Genomic DNA, 21,599 nt, shown 5'->3' with positions numbered 1-21,599 from the left:
ATGAACGTGAAAAACCCCATGACGCTGCTGCGCGATATGGCGCAAGAGACGCTGACCGAGACCACCCGCGCGCTGGGCGGGGCGCAGCAGCAGCTCCAGCAGGCGATGACCCAGCACGAACAGCTGCAGCACTACGAGCAGGAGTACCAGCAGTCCCTGCGTCAGGGGATGATGGGCGGCGGCATGTCAGTGGCGGATCTGGTCAATCACCAGTCGTTTATTTTGTCGCTGAAGCAGGTGGTGAAGCAGCAGGAAGGCCACGTTAATGCCTGCGAAAAGGCGGTAGACCAGGTGAAGCAGAACTGGGTGCAGAACAAGCAGCGCCTGAACGCGTTTGAAACCCTGATTGAACGCCGGACGACGGCGCAGGCGCTGGTTCAGAGCCGACATGAACAAAAGCTGATGGATGAATTTGCTCAGCGCGCCGGACAAAAGAGAGAAAGGCTATGAACATTGATATTGCCGCCCTGTTACTGGGTAGCGGAGCGCAGGGCAAACCGAAGGCCGGGTTGCTCTCAGACGAAGGCTTCAGCCTGGCGCTGGATGACAAGCTGGCTGAACTGGCGCAGCTTTTCCCGGGGCTTGACCCCCAGGCGCTGGCTGCACTGCCGCAAGCCGCGCTGGCGGGAGCAGGCTTGCCCGCGGATTTACTGCCTGAACAGCTGACCGGAGACGTACCCGCAGCGGAGGCTGACAGTCTGCTGCTGACGGCGACGCCGGGGCTGGCTGAGGCCCTGAAAGGCGTTGCACTCACCGACGGTGAGGGTGAGGAGAGCCCGCAGTGGCAGCTGCAGCAGCTGGTGACCCGCAGCGTCACGGGGGCAGAGCCGGTTAAGCCTGCGAATGGCGTAGTGGGCGGCAAAACCCCTGTGCAGGAGGGAAAAACCGTTTCTCCCCTGAAGGCCGCCGCCGATAACTCCCCTGCGGCAAATGCCGCACCGCTGATGGCGCAGCCCGCAGCACCGGTGAGTTGTGAGGCGTTGGTCACGACAGAAATGTCTGCGACCTCATCGGTGAGCGCCGTGGCGCTGCCGGCCGCCGTGCGCGCCAGCGTGGCGCATGCGCCGCAGCAGGTTGTCACCGTCAACCATCCGCCGGAAACGCCGGAGTGGAAGCAGTCGGTCAGCCAGCATATCGCTATTTTTAGCCGTAACGGGCTGCACAGCGCCGAGATCCGCCTGCATCCGGAAGAGCTGGGGTCGCTGCAGATCTCCCTGCGCATGCAGCAGGATCAGGCGCAGATCCATATCGTCAGCGAACATGCCCACATTCGTCACGCCATGGAGCAGGCCATGCCGCAGCTGCGCGCCGCGATGGCGGAATCAGGTATTCAGCTCGGCCAGGCGAACGTGAGCGCGGAAGGGCAGCAGTTTGCCGCCGGTGAGCAGGGCCAGAACGCATCGGGGGATGAGCACGGCGCACAGGAAGGGGAAGAGCCGTTGGTTGAAGAGGAGATCGTGCCGACTTTATTAACCACCACTCCCGGAAATATATACGGAATTAATACCTTTGCCTGAAGGAGTGAATTAGCTTCAGGAATGAAATTTTATCGCCTGATTATCAGGATGATTATATGGACTACAATGTCCGCCATATTGACCCGAGGGTAGTACGCTGCCCTCTCTTATTTATCAGGTGTACGTTCAATGAGTAATAAAAATAAAAAGGTCGCCAGCGGCGGAGGTTCTCGCTCGCTTCTGATGACGTTCATGTTTTTGACTGCCGTTGCGGCGTGCGGCGTTTCCGGCTACCTCTTCTGGGAAATGAAATTCGCAAAACCGGCACAGGAAATGGTTGAAGGCGATGCGAGCGCAGCACCTGCGCCCGTGCAAGTCGAGCCGCTATACGCCTCGATGAATACCTTTACCGTGAGCCTGAAGCCGACGGCGAACGAATCGGATCGGGTATTGTACCTGGGGTTGTCTATTCGCCTGGCAGAACAGAAATCGCTGGCCGTACTGGAAAAATATTTGCCGGAATATCGCAGCCGCTTATTTATGTTACTCACCCATCAGACGTATGAAGATTTAGCCACCGATGAGGGCAAACGCCGCCTGATTACCAATATTCAGAGTGAGCTGGATAAACCGCTGGCGTTTAACCAGTCCATTCGCGTCACTGACGTCCTTATTAACGAATTTATTCTGCGGTAATTATTATGGCTGACAGCTTTTTATCTCAGGATGAGATCGACCGGTTGCTTAACGCGGATGCGGACAGCAGCAGCGATCTGCATAACACCCGGCCCGATGCAGGGATAAAACCCTACGATCCGCATACCCAGCGCCGGGTCATTCGCGAGCGTCTGCATTCGCTGGAAATTATTAACGAACGCTTTGCCCGTCAGTTCCGTATGGGGCTGTTTAACCTGCTGCGCCGTAGCCCGGACATTACGGCGGGGAACATTAAGATCCAGCCGTATCACGAGTTTGCCCGCAACCTGCCGGTGCCGACAAACCTGAACCTGCTGCACCTTAACCCGCTGCGCGGTACGTCGCTGATGGCGTTCTCGCCGGGGCTGGTGTTTATGGCCGTGGATAACCTGTTTGGCGGCGACGGTCGTTTCCCGACCAAGGCCGACGGCCGCGAGTTTACGCCCACCGAGCAGCGCGTGATCCACCGCATGCTGTCGATGGCGCGCGAGGCGTACGAATTTGCCTGGAGTTCGATCTATAAAATCAAAACGGAGTACATCCGCTCTGAAATCCAGGTGAAGTTCACCAACATCACCTCGTCGCCAAACGATGTGGTGGTCACCACGCCGTTTTCGGTGGAGATCGGTTCGCACCGCGGGGAGTTCAACATCTGTATTCCCTTCAGCACCATCGAACCGCTGCGCGAGCTGCTGAGTAACCCGCCAATGGACAACTCCCGTCAGGAAGATACCCAGTGGCGCGGCCTGCTGGCAAGCCAGATGCGGGAAACGGAGCTGGAGCTTGCGGCACGTTTCGCGGATATCGGCACCCGGCTCTCCAGCGTCATGCAGATGAAAAAAGGCGACATTATCGCGCTGGATAAGCAGGAGTTTATCGAAGCCAGCGTGGGTGGTGTGCCGGTCTTCACGGCCAAATACGGTGCCGTGAACAATCAATATGCCCTGAAGGTCGAGCAGATGATTCAGCCTTCATTACTTTCATTAAACAAGGAGTAATTTCCCCATGAGCGATATGAACACCTCATCGGGTTCTGACGATCAGTCCATCGATAATCTTTGGGGTGATGCCATGACCGAACAGCACGCGGCGGGAATTACCGACACCATGGCTGCACCACAATTTTCTGACGAGATGAACCTGATCCTGGATATCCCGGTAAAAATGACCGTGGAACTGGGACGCACAAAAATGACCATCAAAGAGCTGCTGCGCTTAAGCCAGGGCTCGGTGGTGTCGCTGGACGGTCTGGCGGGTGAACCGCTGGATATCCTGATCAATGGTTACCTGATTGCGCAGGGCGAAGTCGTGGTGGTGTCCGATAAATTCGGCATCCGCATTACGGATATCATCACCCCGTCTGAGCGCATGCATCGCCTGAGCCGCTGATGAACGCCACTGACTCCCTCCCGGCCACCGGCTCGGTGCTGATGACGGTCAGCGGCGCGCTGGCCCTGATTATCCTGCTGATGGTGGTGATGGCCTGGGCCGCCCGCCGCAGCGGGCTGGCGCGTCGGCTGAACGACGCCCAGGGCAACATGTCCGTGGTCGCAACCCAGTCGCTCGGGCCGCGCGAGCGCCTGGTACTGGTTGACGTGGGCGAGCAGCGTCTGGTGCTGGGCGTCACCGCCTCGCAGATTACCTGTCTCGCCACGCAGGCGCGCCCGGAAAATGCCCCGCAGACCTCCGCGCCCGCGGCGACCTTTCCGCTGATGCTGGAAAAGCTGCGTCAGAAATACCGTCCGGGAGGTGAGCAGTGAACCGTCGTCTGCTGCTGGCGCTCGGCCTGATGCTGCCCGCCGCCGGTGCGCTGGCGGCCAACGGTGACATCACCCTCGGCCAGCCTTCCGGAGAAGGCGGCTGGACGCTGCCGGTACAAACCCTGCTGCTGTTGAGCGGCTTTACCTTTATCCCCGCCGTGCTGCTGATGATGACCGGGTTTACCCGCATCATCATTGTGCTGGGGCTGATGCGTAACGCGCTGGGCACGCCTACCGCGCCGCCAAACCAGGTGCTGGTGGGGCTGTCGCTGTTTTTGACCTTTTTTGTCATGTCTCCGGTGTTCAGCCAGATCTACGAAAAAGCCTGGCAGCCGCTGCAGGAAAACAAAATCACCATGGAGGTGGCGCTCACCGAAGGGGTGAAACCGCTGCGTGCGTTCATGCTTGACCAGACGCGCGAAAGCGATCTGGCGATGTTCGCCCGTATCGCGAAGACGCCGGATATCGCCTCGCCGGAAGCGGTGCCGCTCAGCATTCTGGTGCCGGCATTTATCACCAGCGAGCTGAAAACCGCGTTCCAGATTGGCTTCACTATCTTTATCCCGTTCCTGATTATCGATCTGGTGGTCGCCAGCATTCTGATGGCGCTGGGGATGATGATGGTTCCGCCGACCACCATTGCGCTGCCGTTCAAGCTGATGCTGTTTGTGCTGGTGGATGGCTGGCAGCTGCTGGTGGGATCGCTGGCGCAGAGCTTTTACAGTTAGGAGAGACCCATGACCCCTGAAAGCGTTATGGTGATTGGCATGCAGGCGATTAAAGTGGGGCTGATGGTATCCGGCCCGCTGCTGGTGGTCGCGCTGGTCACCGGTCTTATCATCAGTATTTTGCAGGCTGCCACCCAGGTCAACGAAATGACCATGACCTTCATCCCGAAAATCCTGATGATTGTCGGCGTCGCGGTGGCGCTTGGCCCGTGGATGATGAAAATATTTATTGAATACACCCGCGCGGTGTTCGCCAGCATTCCCTATGTGATCGGCTGATGGCCTTCGGAATTCCTCTCGACCAGCTCTACGGGCTGGTCAGCCACTATTTTTTCATTATGGTGCGCATTGCCGCGCTGCTGCACGTTGCCCCTGTATTTGGCGAGAAGGCCGTCAACACCCGGCTGCGTGCCTGCCTGGCGCTGCTGACGGCGATCCTGATCGGCGGCACGCTGCCCGAAACGCAGGTGGGGCTTTATTCCTGGGAAGGGGTCTGGGTGCTGGCCAAACAGGTGATTATCGGTGCGGCGATGGGGCTGACGCTGCAATTGCTGTTTGCCGCCGTGCGCATGGCCGGTGAGATCATCGGCATGCAGATGGGGCTATCGTTCGCCACCTTCTTTGACCCCGGCGCCGGGAACAGCCCGGTGATCTCGCGTTTTCTGAACCTGCTGGTGACGCTGCTGTTCCTCGCCTTTAACGGCCATCTCTGGCTGCTGGCCCTGCTGGCGGAGACCTTCCAGACGCTGCCGGTTGACGCCACGCCGCTGCATGCGGGCGGGTTTATGTACCTGGTCACCCATGCGGGGATTATCTTCAGCCAGGGGCTGATGCTGGGGCTGCCGATTATTGCCTTGCTGCTGTGCATCAACTTTGTCCTCGGGCTGTTAAACCGCCTGACGCCACAGCTCTCCATCTTCGTGATTGGCTTTCCGCTGACGCTGACCTTTGGCATGCTGGCGCTGTTCCTGATTGCCGAAACGCTGGCCCCGTTCTTTGAGCGCCTGATGGCCACCGGGTTTGACCTGCTTGCCGGGCTGATTCAGGCGCTGGTGTAACCGTCAGTTCATGCAGGCAATACGGGCGACGGTTTCCGTGCCGGTGGCCAGCACTTTGTCGTCCAGCAGGTAGACGGTGCTGGTACCCACTTCCCCCGGTTTGATTTGCGGGAAGATATAGTCGGTCACATCTTGATCCGTGGTCTGGCCGCCGAGCTTGCGGTGCTGGCTGGTCACGGTCAGATGGATCCGCTTGCCCGACACATCCACATCGTAGCGCACTTCACGGTTGACGGGCTTGGGCAGCCCGTCGCGCTTGCCATCTTTGAAGTGGCTGATGCTGCCGATATAGGTGGTATGCCCCTTGAACAAGCCGTCACGGTAAGAGCGATAAATACCGCGTGCCAGCGTCGCGTTGTTGTCGTCCTCAATCACGTAGTAGGACGTGGGCGCGATGCACTGCGAGGCGTACGCGGAGGTTTTAAACCCATACAGCGCCATACCGCCCAGCCCGGCAACCATCCCACCCAAAAACAGCAGGGTGAGAGGGGATTTAATAAAGGCGAAAATAGAACGATTCGCAGTCATTCCCTGAATCCTTAAAGGGTTGTTGGCAGGCAATAAGCCCCTGAAACTGGCTCATTTTTTCGGAGCCGGTGGTGACGTAAAGCACGGCAGCGGGCGTTTCTTTGGGACGTCTGTCCAGCACGTGACGGGTATAGGTTTGCAGCGTGGACTCAATCAGAGCATTTTGTGACTGCTTATCTTGCTGAACCATCACCTGGGTGCCGGGCGGCACGTCGGGGCCGTTCCAGCGCACAAAGTGGACCGGCTGCGGGCTAAAATCGATCACGCCGCGTGCCAGGAGCGCCAGTACCAGCCCCACCAGCAGACCGCTGGAAAGGGCAACCAGCTTCTGCTTTAGCCTGGCACGCGGTCGGGGTGGGGCGCTCGCCACGGAAGGCGCCGCTACATGCGGCGAAACAGGGGGCGTATCCTCCGGCGGTGCAACAGCGGGCAAGGGCTCACTGCTTGTCTCCCGCACCAGCAGACGATAGCCGCTGCGCGTCACGGCAATAAGCGTGATAGCTTCCTGCTGGTCCAGTTGAGCAAACGCGCGGCGCAGCTTGGTAATCATGACCCGGACGCTGTTGTCGGTGACTTCCACCCCGGCGCTACGCCAGCCGATCTCCATCAGCTGTTCCTGGGAAAGAACCTCTCCCTGCGCCTCTGCCAGCGCGGTGAGGCACAGGCACGCGCTTTGGGGAAGGGTAACGGTCTCTTGCGTATCCGTCCGGGCAAGTTCTCGGGTCTGCAAATCCAGCGTTAGTGACGTTCCAATCGCGATATGGTTTAGCATAGTTATTTGATTCTTCTGGTGTAATGGGCATCGCTTCTGGCTATTGTAATTAATAGTAATGAATGCATGTTATTGCTAGCCGGAGGCCAGAGCGACATGCTTTTTATGTCTTACGTCATATTTTTGCAACCACTTCGTAATAACAGCCTTAACACGATTAAGGTTATTAATTGGAGTGTTATTAACCGTATTAAAAGTGGTGCTTAAAGAGGTTTGACTTTAATCATATTAAAACCAAATACTTGCAATTTTGACGGTGCAAACGGGCCATCTGCAGCATTGATAATGAGACGCTGTTATTATTTTGAATTAACTATTTTTAATCTGTTTATTTTTATTAATTATGCATGGGGTGGGGGCGGGAGCGGTTGATAACGAGGTCAGCGAATTTATACTGAGTAAAGACAGGTTATTGAATTTATTACGCAGTGTTAATTTTCTTTACAAGGATGACTGATGTTTTCTCTGAAGCGTTTTATGCAAACGTCCGATCTGCCCGCCATGTTTCCCGTATTGATCTGCCGTCTGGTGGTGGGGGTATTTTTCTTTACCGCGGGGTTTAATAAATTATTCGTTCCCGAAAACCAGCTGCTGATGGTGGATACCATGCACGACGCGGGGATCCCGTTCCCGGCCGTGATGGCGGTGGTGGTCGCATTCCTGGAATGCAGCATGGGTCTGCTGTTGACCCTGGGGTTATTCAGCCGCTTTAGCGCGCTGATACTGATGATTATCAGCACCGTGGCGCTGGTCACCATTGGTATTTACACCATTCCGCGCGGGCTGAATCTGATCGCATGGCTGAGCTGGCTCTTTTATCTGCCCGAGACGCTCTATATGGTGCTGTGCCTGTTTCCTGTCACCTGGGGCGGCACGCTGTGCAGCCTTGACGGCTGGCTGGTTAAGCGCTGGGACAACGTGCGCAAGATTGTTTTTATTGAGCGTTAACAGAAGTGCGCGGTTATCAACGGTTTGAAGAGCATATTTCCTGACGCCTGCATAATAAAATAGCCCTGTAGAGGCAGCGTCGTGCTGCCGTTAAAAGAACAGGCGCTGATGTCATGGTTTTTATTGTCATACTGGTCGTTATTTTTATTACTCTGGTTATTCTTGTGCAGGCTGGCGTCATGCCGTGGTTTATTCGCACCGAGGGGCAGCGTCTGCGCACGCAGGTTGATGCCCTGGCAACCCAATTACGTGAGCAGCTCGACAGGGTTGAAGCGCAGCAGCGCTCAATGACCGAAAGTGTGGTCACCCTGAAAAGCTTTGCGCTGGATAAAAGTGCCCCCGGTGATACCGATATCGCCGAAGAGACGGGCACCAGCCGTCAATTTTTCAATTCACTGGTCAAAGAGATCGGCGAGCGCCTTGGCGGGCGCGCCTGGATGGTGGATGACACCGGGCGCATCATCGGCGATGCCGCCGGTGCGCCGACGGTGCAATCTCTCAACGACGCCAGCCTGCCGATGGCGGTACCGCTGCGCGCGCTGCTGGCAGAGTCCGGGGAAGGGATGCGCCATACCCGCTTTCGCAGCGCCAGCGGCGAGCACTCGCTGGTGGTGACGCCGATCGCTGAGACGCCGTGGCTGCTGGCCATTGATGTGCCCACCCGCCGGATGGGCGAACGCCCCGGCATCCTCCTGCATAAGCCGTGGCCGCTGGCGGCCTTGCTGCTGGTCTCCACCCTGACGCTGCTGCGCAGCCTGAACCTGCACCTTTCACGCCTCAATGAAGAGCTGCCGTCGCAGCTGAAAACCGAGTTGGGCGCACCTTTGCCGCCGCTGATGCAGGAGATTGGCGAGCAGGTGAGCGTGATCGCGTGGGCTGCCAGCACCATTGCTGAGGAAAATGAGCGTCTGCTGCGGGTACCAGAAGCGAACGGTAATCTCCTCGCCATGCTGAGCGAAAGCACCACGGGCGTGGTTCAGGCGATGAACGCCCTGCACGATGCCGCGCTGCAGATTGCCGACAGCAGCGGCACGCTGGTGCAGCTGGCCAGCCGCGCCTACAGCTATTCGCTGCATAACGAAGAGGGGATTTTTGCCGTGGAGTCGCGCAATCTGGCGAGCCGCTGTGCTCGCTCCTCAAAAGAGCTTCGCGCGCTGATTGACGACGCAATGATGCAGGCGCAAAGCGGCGCACCGTCGGTGACGCAGAATAACAGCGTGCTGATTGAAGAGGTGTATACGGTGGCGAATACGTTACTTCAGCGGGTGAAGGGGTAACCGGGTGACGATGCCTGGAGACCTAAGGAAAGTCTGATAGCGACGACAGGCATTGTTTGCTTAACTGGATCAGGACGTTACAAAAAGGACTCTGATATGAAATATGGGTTAATGCTTTTAGCTGTATCGACACTCGCCGCCTGCCAGTCACCGTCCACCCCGCAGAAAACGGATCGCGTTACGCTTACGCAGTGCAATGATTACACCGTTACCCTGCTGCCAGCCAGCGCCCCCAACCGGCAGGCCCAAATCTGGGTGAATGACAAACAGTTTGTCAGTGAAGAGCGCCGGGAAATTCCACGCAATGAATATATGCCCTTTCACACCTATTTATACGGCTCGGATACGCCTTCAGTAGAGGCGAAGCCTTACAACATCGCGGCGCTGACGGCCGCACCTGAAGGCGTTACGCTGCTGCGTTATCTCGACAGCACGGAAGTGAGCAGGGAGAAATGCGATATTACGGAAGAGGCGTTAAAAGCGGTGCTGCACGATAAGTCAACGCCTTATTAAGCGTCGGTTACCCTGAACAGGGGACAAAAGCGTCCCCTTTTCGAACCTGTATTAAATTTCATTTTCAACTCAAATCACCGATGAATACTCTGACAACGTTTAATTTCAGAGTGTACCCTTATGTTTAAATCCACACAAAGTAGAGTAGTATTGCTGGTTTCTGCTTTCTTTTTATTGCTTATTTTAACCACCCTTTGGGTGGTCACGCGTTTCGTTGCACCGCAGTTGCTAAAAGCAGAGTATCAGCGCGTGCATTATCAGATTGGCGAGGAGGCGGCAGCCATTACGCAGCAAATGTCGCGGGTACAGGCTCAGCAGCGCAGCCTGACGGAAACCGTGCCTCTGCTTAACAGCCCCGACATTGACAGCCTGCTTCCGGCGTTCATCAACCAGAACGGCGATCTAAACCTGTTTGGCGGCGGCGTATGGCCATTGCCGGGCATGCGTGAGCCTGGGGTGGATAAACACAGCACCTTTTATGCCCGGGACCGCAAGGGCATGCTGCGCCCGAACACTACCTGGAATGCCCCGGATGCGCCAGCGTACTGGCAGGAATCATGGTTCAAGGCCGGGCTGCGCGCGCAAAAAGGGCAATGCGTCTGGGCTGAAGCCTATATCGATGCCGCCAGTGCGCAGCCGAGGACCAACTGTGCCATGCCGATTTACCGCAACGGCCAGCTATGGGGCGTGGCGACGCTTGATGTAACCCTGGGCTTCTTTAATCAGCTGGCCCGCAAAATGGCGAAACCCATTGAGGGCGGGGTACTGATTGTTGAGGCCAACGGTAAAATCATCGGCTACAGCCGTGCCTCAGAAGAGACTCCCCCGCTTAAAAACATCAGTGCGCTACCCGGACACGAAATCGCGTTGCTGCAGGAGATGCTGACCGAGGCGAAAGATACGCCACTTGAGCGGACCTATCGTGCAGAAGACGGTGAACACACCATCTTCCTCTATCCCATTAAAGGCAGCCCGTGGTTTGTGGCAACCGATACCAAAAGCAGCCTGCTGAGCAAACAGACCCGCGATATCCTCACCCGTCTGGGTCTGGTTCAGATCCCGCTGTTGCTGCTTCTGGGGGTGGTGCTTGTTCTGACCATCCGCGCCGTAATGCGCAATCTCGATATCGTCAGCCAACGTCTTGCTACGCTCTCTGCGGGCGGAGCCGATTTGACCCGTCGCCTGCCTGAGAACAGCAGTCAGGAGCTGAACGCCATCGCCCGAAATGTGAACGCCTTTATGAGCTATCTGCAGGGGCTGTTGCAGCAGGTTGGGGCGAGCACCCGCACCATTGCGTCGGCCTCTCATCAGATTGCCGAGGGCAACGTGTCGCTTTCGTCACGCACTGAAGAGCAATCCGCCTCGCTGACCCAGACCGCGGCATCAATGGAAGAGATTGCGGGCATTGTGGCGAACAACGCGGACAACGCGGAAAACGCCGACCGTCTGGCGACCGAAGCCGCGGCGGTGGCGCAGCGCGGGGCAGGGCTAATGAATTCAGCGGTGGATAAAATGCGCCATATCGAGTCCTCCTCCCTGCGCGTTGCTGAGATCGTCGGGGTGATCGACGGGATTGCCTACCAGACCAACATTCTGGCGCTGAACGCGGCGGTGGAAGCGGCGCGAGCGGGTGAGCAGGGGCGCGGGTTTGCCGTGGTGGCGACGGAAGTGCGCAACCTGGCGCTGCGGGCGTCCAGCTCGGCGAAAGAGATCCGTGGGCTGATCAACGACGCGGTGGTCGGCGTGCAGGACGGCAGCCGTCTGGTGCAGGATGCCGGGAAGACCATGAACACGCTGGTGGATTCCGTCAGTAAAGTCTCTGGCCTGATGGAGCAGGTTAAAACCGCCAGCCGGGAACAGAGCGTCGGTATCACGCAGGTGAACGTGGCGGTGTGCCAGCTTGAAGGGGCAACCCAGCAAAATGCGTCGCTGGTGGCGGAAGTGTCGTCGGCGGCCAAAGCGATGGAAGAGCAGGCGCAAGAGCTGGAAAGTGTCGTGAGCCGGTTTAAAGTGTGAGCATGTCACCTGGGGTGAGGGCATCAGGCCGCCGTGCAGCCTAATTGCCCGGTGGCGCTTCGCTTACCGGGCCTACGGGCTGGGTGTTCTCCCTCTCCCTTGAGGGAGAGGGCTGGGGTGAGGGGGAACAGACGGCCGTGAGCGTGGCAGAGCGGCTCCACCATCCCGGCGCAAATCTGGAAGACGCCTCGCAATCACACAAGTAACCCGATGTAATTCAGGGTGTACCCTGTTGTTTGTTTTTATCCCACCGTAAAGTGCCCGCGTTGCGGCAATATCCGCAACCGGGCGTGAGAACCTGAAAATACAAGGCGATACATTTTTGTGTCGTATATGCGCACACGTCGCTACAATCATGGCGGCGCTGGCGGAGCAACCATTGGTTGGTCGGCTCCCTTGTATGTCGATTCTCACCTCCGTCAGCGCCACCACCTATGAGCGTGAGAACTCTGGTGGTGGTTGTATGAATATACAAGGAGACTTTCATATGACTATTCTGTCCACTCTCTCTGACGCATCCCACGCGAGTTTTACCGAACAGCTTATTGCCTTACCCCTTCCGGCCTCTGCCGATCTTTTTGACGTGGCCGAACTCTGTGGCGCATTTGCCAGCACGCTGGTGGAAACCGATGAGGTGAGCGAGCGTAACGCATTCTGCGGGCGCTTGCTGCATGCCCTGGGTGAACTGGAACGCCGCTGTGAAGACGATCTGCCCGCGCATCTTATTGAGCAACTCATCGCCGGTGACGCCGCGCCGTCGTGCATGCCGGACTGCTGGCAGGAGACGATTACGCCGATTACCTATGCGCAAGCTCTGGCGCAGGCAATTCTGGGAAATACCCTGCCGCAGAGCGTGAACCGCGCGCTGGCGGGGTTGCTGCACGATATGGTGTTTCTGCTGGGGGAGTTTGTGAAGGAGCCTTACCTGCCGTCTTAAAACCCTTGCCGGGTGGCGGCTGCGCCTGACCCGGCCTACGTTTCGCTGCGCTGCCGGGCAATGTTTATTGTGCACAAAACAAAAAAGCCCTCCGGGGAGGAGGGCAACCGCGCGTGACACACGCGCGTAATCACAATGTAAGGTGGTTTTGTCCAGATTAACGCAGCAGGGACAGCACGTTCTGCGGAACCTGGTTGGCCTGGGCCAGTACGGAGACACCTGCCTGCTGCAGGATGTTCGCGCGGCTCATGGCAGACACTTCCACGGAGAAGTCAGCGTCCTGAATACGGGAGCGCGCTTCGGTGGTGTTGATGATGTTGGTGTTCAGGTTCGCAATGATGGAGCTGAAGCGGTTCTGAACGGCACCGAGGTCGGCACGGAAATCGGCGACTTTGGTGAGAGATTTATCCAGTCGATCGATCAGGTCTTCAGCGGCAAGGCGGCCGGATTCTTTAGCAATGAACTCAGCTTCCATAGCACGAGCGTCTGCCTGCGTTGCCACACCACCTGCAGCGTCCAGAGTGAAGGTCTTAACTTCGCCGTCGTTATTAATTGCATAGAGCTTTTCTGTAGCCCCGTCTTTAACGGAGAATACGCGCATTTTAGAATCAGCGGCATTTACACCGTATAGATCCGTGGAAATGTTATCCAACATTTCTGCAGTAAGTGGCATCGGAGTACCAGCTGCATTCACGCTATCTCCCTCTTTCAAGCGTTTGGTATCGCTCAGTGTATTAGGACCGTTCAATAGCATATCTGCATCTGCCTTGCTGAGAAGGTCTGCTTCAGGTGTTGGGGTGCCTTGAATTTTAGTTTCAACTGGAGTACCTGTTACTTCGAATTGAACGTTAACTTCCTGTACATCCCCTGCTTTATTGCTTACGAAGAAACGAAGTGAACCGTTGTCCTCGTAAGTAATTAACTTCTTCTCAGTATCAGGGCCAGTGATCTTATTCGCTGCATCAGTAACTGTTTTAATATTAGTGGTCGTGAACTTAAATTTTGGATCTGTAGCACCTAGCCCCAGTTTTACTGCATCAATCTCATCATTATTTTTTGCTTCAACCCCTTTCCCTTCAAACTGGCTACCAGCCGTAATACCCGCACCATTAACCGTGATGCCAATACCCGCAAAGTCATCCAGGAACTCATCCAGCCCCAGGGTTTTCATGTCCAGCTTGTTCAGGTTGATATCAATGGTATCACCGTCTTTATCGCCAATCTGAATGGTGATTTTATCTTTAGAACCGTCGAATACTTTCACGCCGTTGAAGTTAGTGACTTCCGCGACGCGCTCAATCTCCTGCAGACGGGTAGCGATTTCTTTTTTGATGGACGACAGGTCGCTATCGGAGTTGGTGCCGTTTTTCGCCTGAACGGTCAGCTCGCGGATACGCTGCATGTTTTCGGTCACTTCTTCCAGCGCGCCTTCGGTGGTCTGCGCCAGGGAGATACCGTCGTTGGCGTTACGCGCCGCCTGCGTCATACCGCGGATAGAGGAGGTGAAGCGGTTGGAAATTGCCAGACCTGCCGCATCGTCCTTGGCGCTGTTAATACGCATACCGGAAGAGAGACGCTGAATAGCGGTGCCCAGCTGAGTCTGAGATTTGTTCAGGTTGTTCTGCGCCATCAGGCTCAGCGCGTTGGTATTAATGACCTGTGCCATTGTTATTTCCTTCTAAGTAATAACGATAATATGAAATATGCGTTCGTTGTTGCGCATACTTCTTTCATCGGGGGAAATAAAAAAGACTGAATTATTTTTTCAGGTTTTTTATTAATGCTGAGAAATGGCTTCATACCTGGCGCTAATTATTTAAATGGATAATGCTAATGGCATAATAAGCGGGCAAAACTGTTTTTATCGTCTGGTCACATTGTTGCGCCGATTGTGAAAAATTAAACTTCCTTCTCTATTACCCGATGGAAAGAGTGTGAGCTATTTCATTTCTGGAGGAACATTACTATGGCTGCAACAAACTTTTTAGGCGTTGGCTCCGGGCTGCCGTTTGACCAATGGCTGGCGGACGAACGCAAGGGCATTACCCAAAAGCTGAATCCGTATCTGCAAAAGCAGTCGAGCTATAACGGACAAATCTCCGCGTGGGGGTCTATTTCAAGTGCGCTGAGCACCCTGAAAGACAATCTTGGCAAGCTGGAAGACGAAGGGTTTAACGGCGTTAGCGTCAGCGATAACAAAACGTTCAAGGCGACGGCGGGGAAAGGCGCGATCCCGAACAGCTACTCTATTGCGGTCACACAGCTGGCGAAAGCGCATCAGCTTGCGATTGAGAACGGCACGCGCGATAAGCCCATTGGTAACAGCGCTGCGAAAGTGACCATCACCCTGAAAGAGGGTGAAAAACCGCTGGAGGTGGACTTAGCAAAAGATGAAACCTCGCTTGAGCAGATTGCCAAGAAGATCAACGCGCAGAAAGGTGATGTGGTCGCGGAAGTAATGACCGTAGGGGAGGATAAGCACAAGCTGGTGCTAACCTCCAAAAAAACCGGTGATGCCGGGGAAATGACTATCAAAGTCACAGGCAATACGGATTTACAGGTCAAACTCGAAAAAGCGGATGTTGAAACGGAGTCTCAAAATGCAGAAATTCTGCTCAACGGGAAATCGGTAACTCGTAGCTCTAACACCATCAGCGATTTAATCACCGGCGTGACGCTGGAGCTGCGGGAAGTCTCCGAAAGCGACAGCGCTGACCCGGGGGGGCCTGTATACAAAGAAGAATCCCTCACCATCACCGAAGATACCTCAAAGGTGAAAACGCTGATTGAAGAGTTCGTGAAGAACTACAACAGCTACCTCACCACCGTGGCCGGGGCGACTAAATATACCCCTCCCGATCGCGACAGCAATTCGGACAAGTTGCCTCAGCCAGACTCGTCTAACGGCGCACTGTTTACCGACGGCTCGCTGCGCCGTCTGACCAGCCAGCTTAAAGCCACCGTCACCGGCAGCTACCCGGAGGTGAACGAGGTGCTGCAGTCTCTCGGCAGCCTCGGTATCACCGTAACGTTTGACGGCAAGACCGGAGACGATCGTACCGGTACGCTGGGAACGCTCACCATCGACAATAAAAAGCTCGATGCCGCCCTGAAGGACAACGTAAAAGAGGTTGAGGCGCTGTTCCTTGGGAAAGGGGGCAAGGAGGGAATTAAAGACCGCATGGAAGGGATCTTTAACACCTATCTCGGCGATAAAGACTCGATCGATAACAAAGAGGGAACCATTGAAAACACGCTGGAGTCCCTGCGTGACCAGGAAAAACGCGTCGCGAAGCAGATCACCGCGATGGAAAAACGCATTGAAGAGGCCATGCTGCGCAGGGAAAAAGAGTATCAGCGCGTGGACAAGGCGATGAGCGATATGAGCAGCATCAGTAACCGACTGCAGCAATCGCTGCTGGAACTGTCAAAAAGCATGTAACCCGTATCACTTCATTTTTAAAACTCACAGACACCCGGGCGGCAAACCGCCCGGCAGGATTTAACGATGTACACCAAAACGGGCAACAGTGCCTACACCGCTGTCTCTCTGGACAGCCAGATAAACGGCGCCACGCCGCACCAGCTGATTGTGCTGCTGTATGACGGGGCTATTAACGCCATGAAGCGCGCGGAGATCTACTTCCAGTCGGGCAATATTCCCCGTCGCGGCGAGATGATTTCTCGTGCCATCAATATTATCGATAACGGCCTGCGCGCCGGGCTGGATCACGAGAAGGGCGGGCAGATCGCGGAAGAGCTGGAAAGCCTGTACGAGTATATTTCTCGCACGCTGCTGGAAGCGAATGTGACCAAATCCGGCGAAAAGCTGCCGCATCTGATCGCGCTGATGACCGAGATGTCGGAAACCTGGCAGGCGATTGCCCCGCAGAACAAGCAGGTGAAACATGGATAACGAGGTGATGGCGCTGATTGAAGAACTGCTGATCAGCAACGCTAAACTGCGCCAGCAGGCCGATGACGGCGAATGGGATGTGTTTCTTGACGAGTCCGTGGCCTATACCATGGGGATGAGAACGCTGTGCGACATCGATTTAACCCAGCTGGCGCAGCACAACAAAACGCAGGTAAGCGACCAGCTGGCGCAGCTGCTGAAGCACGATGCCATTCTGACCCGCGCCATTCAGGGGCGTTTGACCACCATCAGCACTGAACTCTCCGCCATGCGCAAAACCAGCAGCGTGGCAAAAGCCTATACGGCGGTTTAATTCCCCTCCCTGATTGCCGGGTGGCGCTGCGCTTACCCGGCCTACGAAACGACGAAACCCGTAGGCCCGTGCAAGCGCAGCGCCGTCGGGCAAAAAAAAAGCCCGCCGAAGCGAGCAAAGAGGACAACGCAGACAGGAAAAGTCAGATGCTGATGTTGTATTTGCGCCCCGAGGGCAGCTGGCTGGATTCCCCGGCCGGGCCGTACAGCGCGTTGGCGTGGCCAACGTGGTCAATCGCCTTCTGGATGTGCTGATTTTTCTTCATATGGCTTTGCAGCAGCGATTCCACTTTTTGGTTCAGCGCTTTGGTGCTGCGCACTTTCTCATGCACCTGCTGCCAGCTGGCGAACAGCTTACCGAGCCCCGGGTAGGGAGCTTCGGTGCCGGAGGTCTGCTCCTGCTGGCGGCGCATGTCGTCGTAATACTGAAGGGTCGACAGCAGCTGGTTTTTGTTATCCGCCAGCACCTGCAGCGACACCGGGTTGATTTGCGTGCGGTTGAGCTGGTTGACCTCTTCAATCATGATCGCCTCCAGCTCATCCAGCGACGTTTTCATCTGCGCGAGTATCGGGTAAAGCTTGTCCATAACGGTCCTGCTCTTGGTTAAAACTGAAACATGTCCTGCACCATGGCCTGAGCGATTTTCTCAGGCTCGATGCGCAGGGTACCGGCCGACAGCGCGGCGCGAAGTTCGGCGACGCGCGCGTGGTCCACGTCGCGGCTGTCGTCGGTCTGGATCTTTTTCGTCAGCTCGCTCAGGGTGACGTTGGTTTTGTCGCTCTTTGGTGAACGTTTTGCCGTAGCGTCCTGTTCCTGAGGCTGCGTGCGGGCACGCAGATCCTGAGTCGGGGCGATTTTCGCAATCGGCGCGGTATTCTGGCTGCTGTTGATGCTCATGGGTGTCCTCGCAAATCAATTTATGTACTCAATACTTCTTTCATCGGTGATTCACAAAAAACCTAAAATTTATTGTTGGGAAATAATCATCACCTGTCCGTCCGCCCCCACTTTTCCGCTCACGGTGCGCCCGCCCGCGGTTTTCACCTTCAGCACGTCGTCCACTGCCGCGTTGTTCAGCGCCTTGCCCTGGCTGCGAATACGAAAGCCGGAACCGGCGGTGACGAGGTCAACCGTCTGCCCGGCACGCAGCCGCCACTGCTGGCGCAGCTGATTTTCCAGAAGCGGTTTACCGGCGTCGACGGCGCGCGTCAGACGCTGGCCGATAATCTCGTCGGCGTTAAAAATTAAGCCGCCAGGCTGGTGGTCGAGGTTACCGGTCACCGGCTCGATGTCGCTGCGCTGGACAATGGCGCCGCCGGGCAGGCTCTGGCTGGCAACCCACCAGGTGCCTTCGGCGCTGATGCGTACCGGCAGGAAATGACGACGCGCGCCGCACTGCGCCAGCACGGTGCGTTTGCCGGTCAGACGGCTGTCGCGCCCTACCAGGCTCAGCTCCGGGTTATCGCACACGGCGGCCAGCTGTGCAGGCGTGGCAAGCAGGGTTGCGGTGCGCACAACTTCGCTGCCGTCCTGCGGCTGTTTAATCAGGGCGTCCAGCTTGAGCATCAGGCGCTGCTTCGCCGTCTGGGCAGACGGTACGCTGGCTGCGGCGGAGGCAGAGCAGAGCAAGACGGCCACCGCCGTGCTGAATAATCGGAGCTTCATCTTATTGCCTTAATATATAAAACGTGGCTAAATTATATACGCAGAGACAGGTGTTTTATTGCCTTAAATAATGACACTTGTGACGCCATTTAAATTCTTCATTTTTTTAACGCTCCCCTCATTATTTCTATTTCCCTAAATAGGCTTATTTCTGTCGGGTCTTCGCAGTGTGATATTTCACCAGCGCTGACTACACTATCGCAGTTTAAATAATGCGAGACAGGAGTCCTGTTGTCATGAATAAACTCGATGACGCCTTTCGCTTTCAACAGCAAGCGCTAGGTTTGCTGTCGCGCCGTCAGGATATTCTGGCGTCGAATATTGCGAATGCCGACACACCTGGCTACCAGGCGCGAGATATAGATTTTACTCAGCAGTTAAAAAATGCCATGGAAAATAACAGCATGGCGAAATCGCCCGTATCACTGTCATTAACGTCAAATAAGCATATTGAAGGTAAAGCGATGCCGTTTGACGACAGTCAGTTGCTCTATCGCATACCGGATCAACCAAGTGCTGATGGCAATACCGTGGATATGGATCGTGAGCGCGTCAATTTTGCGGACAACGCCGTGAAATATCAGTCAGGACTGACGTTCCTGGGCGCGGATATTAAGAAAATGATGACAGTGCTCAGTCAGGGGTAATAAGCGATGTCGCTCTTTAGCGTATTTGATATTTCGGGCTCGGCGATGGCGGCCCAGTCCCGCCGCCTTAACGTCAGCGCCAGCAATATGGCCAACGCCGATAGCGTGGCGGGGCCGGACGGCCAGCCGTACCGCGCCCGTCAGGTGGTGTTTTCCGTTGATGCGTCTGCAGGTCAGGAGATTGGCGGCGTGCAGGTCAGCGACGTGGTGGAGAGCAGCGCGCCGGATCGCCTGGTCTATGAGCCGGGTAACCCCATGGCCGATGAACAGGGCTATGTGCGCATGCCCAACGTCAACGTGATGAACGAGATGGTGAACACCATTTCAGCCTCGCGCAGCTACCAGGCCAACGTGGAAGTGATGAACTCCGCCAAAAGTCTGATGCTGAAAACATTAACTCTTGGTCAGTAAGGACGCATATGGCGGTCTCTTCGATTAACAACAACAGCGGAACGGGCGGCACGGGCACCGGCAGCAGCGCGGCGGATCTGTCGAACCAGTTTATGACGCTGCTGGTGGCGCAGATGAAAAATCAGGATCCCACCAACCCAATGGACAACAACCAGCTCACCTCCCAGCTGGCGCAGTTCAACATGGCGGCGGGCGTTGAGAAGCTCAACAGCTCCGTGGCGGGCGTTCAGGCAATGATGATTCAGCTAGGCAGCATGAGCGCCTCCTCCTGGGTGGGACGCAGCGTGCTGATTGAAGGGGAGGCAAAAGTCTCCTTCGGTAGGCCTGGCATGGGTATTCATCAGGAAGGTGTGGAACCTGAACCGGTTGCCTCGGATGACTTCCAGTTCGTGCTGGTGGGGGATGCCGCAACTGTCACCGTAACGTTAACGGATTCTGACGGCAATGCGTACACCGCCGAGCTGAAAAACGTGAAGTCGGGTATGAACAAATACAACCTCGACGACCTGGAAAACTTCAAGCCAGAGCCGGGGCCATCTCGCGATCGCGAGTACACGCTCTCCTTTGAGGCCAGCAATCCTGAGGGGGAAAACCCGGAAGTGATTGGCCTGGTTCAGGATCAGGTGCAGGGCGTCACGATGGATCCGAGCGGGCCGATTCTGCATCTGCTCAATAACGATCCGATCGGCATGAACAAAGTGTTTGTCATTCAAAAATAGTCACTACTTACTTCTGGAACATAATTATGGGTTTTTCACAAGGTCTTAGCGGCCTCAGTGCCGCAGCAAAAGCGCTGGACGTGGTGGGTAACAACATCGCCAACTCCCAGACGGTCGGGTTTAAAGCCGGCTCCGTTTCGTTTGCCGATATCTTTGCCGGTTCAATGGGGATGGGGGTGCAGGTTGCTGGCGTTAGCCAGAATTTTGGCCAGGGTGGCCCAGCGACGGGCGGTTCAGCCCTGGATATGATGATCTCAGGCAATGGCTTTTTCCGTATGGTCGACGAGGCGGGTAGCGTGTTCTATGGTCGTAACGGCCAGTTTGAGCAGAACGAAAACGGCTTTATCGTCAACAAAACAAACGGCATGTTTTTAACCGGTTATCAGGCGACGGATGGGGTGATTAACCCTGGCGCCCAGGTGGGGCCGATTCGTATTCCGAAAGATGATATGCCGCCAGCGGCGTCAACTAAGGGGTCGGTGACCGGTAACCTGAAGTCGGATGACAAAATTATCCCGGCGACACCGGTCTTTGATCCTGAAGATGCAGACACCTACAACTACGTCAGTGAAGTCACCGCCACCGACAGCCTGGGGAATAAGCACGCGATCAAGGTTTATTATGTGCATACCGGGGAAGGGAAATGGACGGTGCATGCGCAGGATTCGACCTCACCAGGAGCTGTTAATGACGGTTTTGTCAGAACCGATCTTGAGTTCGGCCCTGACGGTAAGCTCAAAGACCCGAAGTCGCTCGCTATTGTAGGTTCACCCTATAACGGTTCAGCAGCACTGAATCTAAATCTGGATCTGAATATTACCCAAAACGCCAGCGATACCCAGGTGATGCTGGGCGAGATCGACGGTCAGGCACCGGGTAAATTTAACAACTATCAGGTGAGCGATACCGGCGAAGTGATCGCCATCTACAGCAACGGCAAGCGTCAGACCGTGGCGCAGGTAGTGCTGGCAGACTTTGCCAACGCGGGCGGTCTGGAGCAGCAGGGTAACAACCTGTGGGCAGAGACCGTGCAGTCAGGTCAGCCATTCCTCGGCACTTCCGGCATGGGCAGCTTCGGCAACATCGAAGGCGGCATGCTGGAATCTTCCAACGTGAACCTGGGCGACGAGATGGTCAATATGATCGTCTATCAGCGCAACTACCAGTCCAACTCACAAACCATCAAAACCCAGTCTGAAGTGCTGCAGACGCTGGTTAACCTGCGTTAAGGCTGAGTG

At 56.0% G+C, this 21,599-nt stretch carries 27 protein-coding genes; 21 read left to right on the top strand and 6 right to left on the bottom strand.

From position 1 onward, the window contains the following. The 9 genes from fliJ (at window position 1) to fliR (ending at window position 5,699) form a co-directional block, all read left to right on the top strand. Window positions 1–450: a flagellar export protein FliJ gene (gene fliJ / locus PYW49_RS18810; protein WP_320387198.1), complete on the top strand. Its 450-nt coding sequence runs from the start codon at window positions 1–3 to the stop codon at window positions 448–450. Beyond that, on the top strand, window positions 447–1,517 hold the full coding sequence (locus PYW49_RS18805; protein WP_320387197.1) for a flagellar hook-length control protein FliK: 1,071 nt from the start codon (window positions 447–449) through the stop codon (window positions 1,515–1,517). The genes fliJ and PYW49_RS18805 overlap by 4 nt, the downstream gene beginning before the upstream one ends. 129 nt (window positions 1,518–1,646) lie before the next feature. After that, window positions 1,647–2,153, top strand: coding sequence for a flagellar basal body-associated FliL family protein (locus PYW49_RS18800; protein ID WP_320387196.1), 507 nt, complete (start codon window positions 1,647–1,649; stop codon window positions 2,151–2,153). Between the two features lie 5 nt (window positions 2,154–2,158). Then, window positions 2,159–3,151 (top strand): flagellar motor switch protein FliM, encoded by a 993-nt coding sequence (fliM, locus tag PYW49_RS18795; protein WP_134348007.1) that lies wholly within the window; start codon window positions 2,159–2,161, stop codon window positions 3,149–3,151. 7 nt (window positions 3,152–3,158) lie between these two features. Continuing rightward, window positions 3,159–3,542 carry a flagellar motor switch protein FliN gene (fliN, locus tag PYW49_RS18790; protein WP_046888408.1) on the top strand — a complete coding sequence of 128 codons (384 nt, stop codon included), beginning with the start codon at window positions 3,159–3,161 and terminating at the stop codon, window positions 3,540–3,542. Then, on the top strand, window positions 3,542–3,913 hold the full coding sequence (fliO, locus tag PYW49_RS18785; RefSeq protein WP_320387195.1) for a flagellar biosynthetic protein FliO: 372 nt from the start codon (window positions 3,542–3,544) through the stop codon (window positions 3,911–3,913). Before fliN ends, fliO begins: the two co-directional genes overlap by 1 nt. Window positions 3,914–3,942: 29 nt before the next feature. After that, the gene (gene fliP / locus PYW49_RS18780) at window positions 3,943–4,641 is read left to right on the top strand and encodes a flagellar type III secretion system pore protein FliP (protein ID WP_320387234.1); all 699 of its coding nucleotides are present in this window, start codon (window positions 3,943–3,945) and stop codon (window positions 4,639–4,641) included. 9 nt (window positions 4,642–4,650) lie between these two features. After that, a complete protein-coding gene (gene fliQ, locus PYW49_RS18775) occupies window positions 4,651–4,920 on the top strand; it encodes a flagellar biosynthesis protein FliQ (protein ID WP_134348009.1) in 270 nt (89 codons plus the stop codon). Beyond that, window positions 4,920–5,699, top strand: a complete 780-nt coding sequence (gene fliR, locus PYW49_RS18770; protein ID WP_320387194.1) for a flagellar biosynthetic protein FliR — start codon at window positions 4,920–4,922, stop codon at window positions 5,697–5,699. Before fliQ ends, fliR begins: the two co-directional genes overlap by 1 nt. A 3-nt stretch (window positions 5,700–5,702) precedes the next feature. Here the strand turns inward: fliR and PYW49_RS18765 are convergent, their stop codons facing one another. Continuing rightward, window positions 5,703–6,227, bottom strand: coding sequence for a hypothetical protein (locus tag PYW49_RS18765; protein ID WP_134348011.1), 525 nt, complete (start codon window positions 6,225–6,227; stop codon window positions 5,703–5,705). Next, complete coding sequence (locus tag PYW49_RS18760; protein WP_320387193.1) at window positions 6,193–6,999, bottom strand: winged helix-turn-helix domain-containing protein; 807 nt, start codon at window positions 6,997–6,999, stop codon at window positions 6,193–6,195. Before PYW49_RS18760 ends, PYW49_RS18765 begins: the two co-directional genes overlap by 35 nt. A 456-nt stretch (window positions 7,000–7,455) precedes the next feature. Here PYW49_RS18760 and PYW49_RS18755 point away from each other — a divergent pair, with 456 nt between their 5' ends. The 5 genes from PYW49_RS18755 to PYW49_RS18735 all read left to right on the top strand — a co-directional run bounded on the left by PYW49_RS18755 (window position 7,456) and on the right by PYW49_RS18735 (window position 12,690). Further along, entirely contained in the window at window positions 7,456–7,947 is a 492-nt protein-coding gene (locus PYW49_RS18755) for a DoxX family protein (RefSeq protein WP_134348013.1), read from the top strand. Between the two features lie 113 nt (window positions 7,948–8,060). Continuing rightward, the gene (locus tag PYW49_RS18750; RefSeq protein WP_320387192.1) at window positions 8,061–9,224 is read left to right on the top strand and encodes a PDC sensor domain-containing protein; all 1,164 of its coding nucleotides are present in this window, start codon (window positions 8,061–8,063) and stop codon (window positions 9,222–9,224) included. Window positions 9,225–9,320: 96 nt separating this feature from the next. Beyond that, a complete protein-coding gene (locus tag PYW49_RS18745; RefSeq protein ID WP_320387191.1) occupies window positions 9,321–9,737 on the top strand; it encodes a hypothetical protein in 417 nt (138 codons plus the stop codon). Window positions 9,738–9,857: 120 nt separating this feature from the next. After that, a complete protein-coding gene (locus PYW49_RS18740; RefSeq protein WP_320387190.1) occupies window positions 9,858–11,753 on the top strand; it encodes a methyl-accepting chemotaxis protein in 1,896 nt (631 codons plus the stop codon). Between the two features lie 487 nt (window positions 11,754–12,240). Next, on the top strand, window positions 12,241–12,690 hold the full coding sequence (locus PYW49_RS18735; RefSeq protein WP_320387189.1) for a hypothetical protein: 450 nt from the start codon (window positions 12,241–12,243) through the stop codon (window positions 12,688–12,690). A 157-nt stretch (window positions 12,691–12,847) separates the two neighbouring features. On the opposite strand, the gene PYW49_RS18730 is transcribed toward PYW49_RS18735, so the two are convergent. After that, window positions 12,848–14,356: a flagellin N-terminal helical domain-containing protein gene (locus PYW49_RS18730; protein ID WP_134348018.1), complete on the bottom strand. Its 1,509-nt coding sequence runs from the start codon at window positions 14,354–14,356 to the stop codon at window positions 12,848–12,850. 300 nt (window positions 14,357–14,656) lie between these two features. Here PYW49_RS18730 and fliD point away from each other — a divergent pair, with 300 nt between their 5' ends. The 3 genes from fliD (at window position 14,657) to fliT (ending at window position 16,919) form a co-directional block, all read left to right on the top strand. After that, window positions 14,657–16,132, top strand: a complete 1,476-nt coding sequence (gene fliD / locus PYW49_RS18725; protein ID WP_320387188.1) for a flagellar filament capping protein FliD — start codon at window positions 14,657–14,659, stop codon at window positions 16,130–16,132. A 66-nt stretch (window positions 16,133–16,198) separates the two neighbouring features. Next, window positions 16,199–16,606 carry a flagellar export chaperone FliS gene (fliS, locus tag PYW49_RS18720; RefSeq protein WP_320387187.1) on the top strand — a complete coding sequence of 136 codons (408 nt, stop codon included), beginning with the start codon at window positions 16,199–16,201 and terminating at the stop codon, window positions 16,604–16,606. Then, window positions 16,599–16,919, top strand: a complete 321-nt coding sequence (gene fliT, locus PYW49_RS18715; protein WP_320387186.1) for a flagellar protein FliT — start codon at window positions 16,599–16,601, stop codon at window positions 16,917–16,919. The genes fliS and fliT overlap by 8 nt, the downstream gene beginning before the upstream one ends. A gap of 142 nt (window positions 16,920–17,061) precedes the next feature. On the opposite strand, the gene PYW49_RS18710 is transcribed toward fliT, so the two are convergent. From PYW49_RS18710 to flgA, 3 genes are all read right to left on the bottom strand, one after another. Next, window positions 17,062–17,505, bottom strand: coding sequence for a flagella synthesis protein FlgN (locus PYW49_RS18710; RefSeq protein WP_134348022.1), 444 nt, complete (start codon window positions 17,503–17,505; stop codon window positions 17,062–17,064). Between the two features lie 17 nt (window positions 17,506–17,522). Further along, window positions 17,523–17,816: a flagellar biosynthesis anti-sigma factor FlgM gene (gene flgM, locus PYW49_RS18705; RefSeq protein ID WP_320387185.1), complete on the bottom strand. Its 294-nt coding sequence runs from the start codon at window positions 17,814–17,816 to the stop codon at window positions 17,523–17,525. A gap of 69 nt (window positions 17,817–17,885) precedes the next feature. After that, entirely contained in the window at window positions 17,886–18,584 is a 699-nt protein-coding gene (gene flgA / locus PYW49_RS18700) for a flagellar basal body P-ring formation chaperone FlgA (protein WP_320387184.1), read from the bottom strand. 236 nt (window positions 18,585–18,820) lie between these two features. Here flgA and flgB point away from each other — a divergent pair, with 236 nt between their 5' ends. Genes flgB through flgE form a run of 4 tightly spaced genes read left to right on the top strand, consistent with a single transcriptional unit; the run spans window position 18,821 to window position 21,590 of the window. Beyond that, window positions 18,821–19,231: a flagellar basal body rod protein FlgB gene (gene flgB / locus PYW49_RS18695; RefSeq protein WP_134348025.1), complete on the top strand. Its 411-nt coding sequence runs from the start codon at window positions 18,821–18,823 to the stop codon at window positions 19,229–19,231. A 6-nt stretch (window positions 19,232–19,237) separates the two neighbouring features. Beyond that, window positions 19,238–19,642, top strand: a complete 405-nt coding sequence (flgC, locus tag PYW49_RS18690; protein ID WP_252002138.1) for a flagellar basal body rod protein FlgC — start codon at window positions 19,238–19,240, stop codon at window positions 19,640–19,642. Between the two features lie 8 nt (window positions 19,643–19,650). Continuing rightward, window positions 19,651–20,361 carry a flagellar hook assembly protein FlgD gene (locus PYW49_RS18685; protein WP_320387183.1) on the top strand — a complete coding sequence of 237 codons (711 nt, stop codon included), beginning with the start codon at window positions 19,651–19,653 and terminating at the stop codon, window positions 20,359–20,361. Window positions 20,362–20,387: 26 nt separating this feature from the next. After that, a complete protein-coding gene (gene flgE, locus PYW49_RS18680) occupies window positions 20,388–21,590 on the top strand; it encodes a flagellar hook protein FlgE (RefSeq protein WP_320387182.1) in 1,203 nt (400 codons plus the stop codon). The last annotated feature ends 9 nt before the right edge of the window (window positions 21,591–21,599 follow it).

The sequence above is a fragment of the Enterobacter chinensis genome (assembly GCF_034008295.1).
Lineage (GTDB): Bacteria > Pseudomonadota > Gammaproteobacteria > Enterobacterales > Enterobacteriaceae > Enterobacter > Enterobacter chinensis.
The sequence above is the reverse complement of the archived record's forward strand: the minus strand, read 5'-3'. Positions and strand labels throughout refer to the sequence as shown.

Coding starts and splice junctions, on each gene's coding strand:
- PYW49_RS18745 (WP_320387191.1), top strand. CDS start 9,321: ATGAAATATGGGTTAATGCTTTTAGCTGTATCGACACTCGCCGCCTGC.
- flgM (WP_320387185.1), bottom strand. CDS start 17,816: ATGAGCATCAACAGCAGCCAGAATACCGCGCCGATTGCGAAAATCGCC.
- fliP (WP_320387234.1), top strand. CDS start 3,943: ATGCTGCCCGCCGCCGGTGCGCTGGCGGCCAACGGTGACATCACCCTC.
- PYW49_RS18740 (WP_320387190.1), top strand. CDS start 9,858: ATGTTTAAATCCACACAAAGTAGAGTAGTATTGCTGGTTTCTGCTTTC.
- PYW49_RS18730 (WP_134348018.1), bottom strand. CDS start 14,356: ATGGCACAGGTCATTAATACCAACGCGCTGAGCCTGATGGCGCAGAAC.
- flgC (WP_252002138.1), top strand. CDS start 19,238: ATGTCGCTCTTTAGCGTATTTGATATTTCGGGCTCGGCGATGGCGGCC.
- PYW49_RS18750 (WP_320387192.1), top strand. CDS start 8,061: ATGGTTTTTATTGTCATACTGGTCGTTATTTTTATTACTCTGGTTATT.
- PYW49_RS18760 (WP_320387193.1), bottom strand. CDS start 6,999: ATGCTAAACCATATCGCGATTGGAACGTCACTAACGCTGGATTTGCAG.
- PYW49_RS18735 (WP_320387189.1), top strand. CDS start 12,241: ATGACTATTCTGTCCACTCTCTCTGACGCATCCCACGCGAGTTTTACC.
- fliO (WP_320387195.1), top strand. CDS start 3,542: ATGAACGCCACTGACTCCCTCCCGGCCACCGGCTCGGTGCTGATGACG.
- fliM (WP_134348007.1), top strand. CDS start 2,159: ATGGCTGACAGCTTTTTATCTCAGGATGAGATCGACCGGTTGCTTAAC.
- fliS (WP_320387187.1), top strand. CDS start 16,199: ATGTACACCAAAACGGGCAACAGTGCCTACACCGCTGTCTCTCTGGAC.
- fliD (WP_320387188.1), top strand. CDS start 14,657: ATGGCTGCAACAAACTTTTTAGGCGTTGGCTCCGGGCTGCCGTTTGAC.
- PYW49_RS18710 (WP_134348022.1), bottom strand. CDS start 17,505: ATGGACAAGCTTTACCCGATACTCGCGCAGATGAAAACGTCGCTGGAT.
- PYW49_RS18685 (WP_320387183.1), top strand. CDS start 19,651: ATGGCGGTCTCTTCGATTAACAACAACAGCGGAACGGGCGGCACGGGC.
- PYW49_RS18805 (WP_320387197.1), top strand. CDS start 447: ATGAACATTGATATTGCCGCCCTGTTACTGGGTAGCGGAGCGCAGGGC.
- PYW49_RS18765 (WP_134348011.1), bottom strand. CDS start 6,227: ATGACTGCGAATCGTTCTATTTTCGCCTTTATTAAATCCCCTCTCACC.
- flgE (WP_320387182.1), top strand. CDS start 20,388: ATGGGTTTTTCACAAGGTCTTAGCGGCCTCAGTGCCGCAGCAAAAGCG.
- fliN (WP_046888408.1), top strand. CDS start 3,159: ATGAGCGATATGAACACCTCATCGGGTTCTGACGATCAGTCCATCGAT.
- flgB (WP_134348025.1), top strand. CDS start 18,821: ATGAATAAACTCGATGACGCCTTTCGCTTTCAACAGCAAGCGCTAGGT.
- fliQ (WP_134348009.1), top strand. CDS start 4,651: ATGACCCCTGAAAGCGTTATGGTGATTGGCATGCAGGCGATTAAAGTG.
- PYW49_RS18755 (WP_134348013.1), top strand. CDS start 7,456: ATGTTTTCTCTGAAGCGTTTTATGCAAACGTCCGATCTGCCCGCCATG.
- PYW49_RS18800 (WP_320387196.1), top strand. CDS start 1,647: ATGAGTAATAAAAATAAAAAGGTCGCCAGCGGCGGAGGTTCTCGCTCG.
- fliJ (WP_320387198.1), top strand. CDS start 1: ATGAACGTGAAAAACCCCATGACGCTGCTGCGCGATATGGCGCAAGAG.
- fliT (WP_320387186.1), top strand. CDS start 16,599: ATGGATAACGAGGTGATGGCGCTGATTGAAGAACTGCTGATCAGCAAC.
- fliR (WP_320387194.1), top strand. CDS start 4,920: ATGGCCTTCGGAATTCCTCTCGACCAGCTCTACGGGCTGGTCAGCCAC.
- flgA (WP_320387184.1), bottom strand. CDS start 18,584: ATGAAGCTCCGATTATTCAGCACGGCGGTGGCCGTCTTGCTCTGCTCT.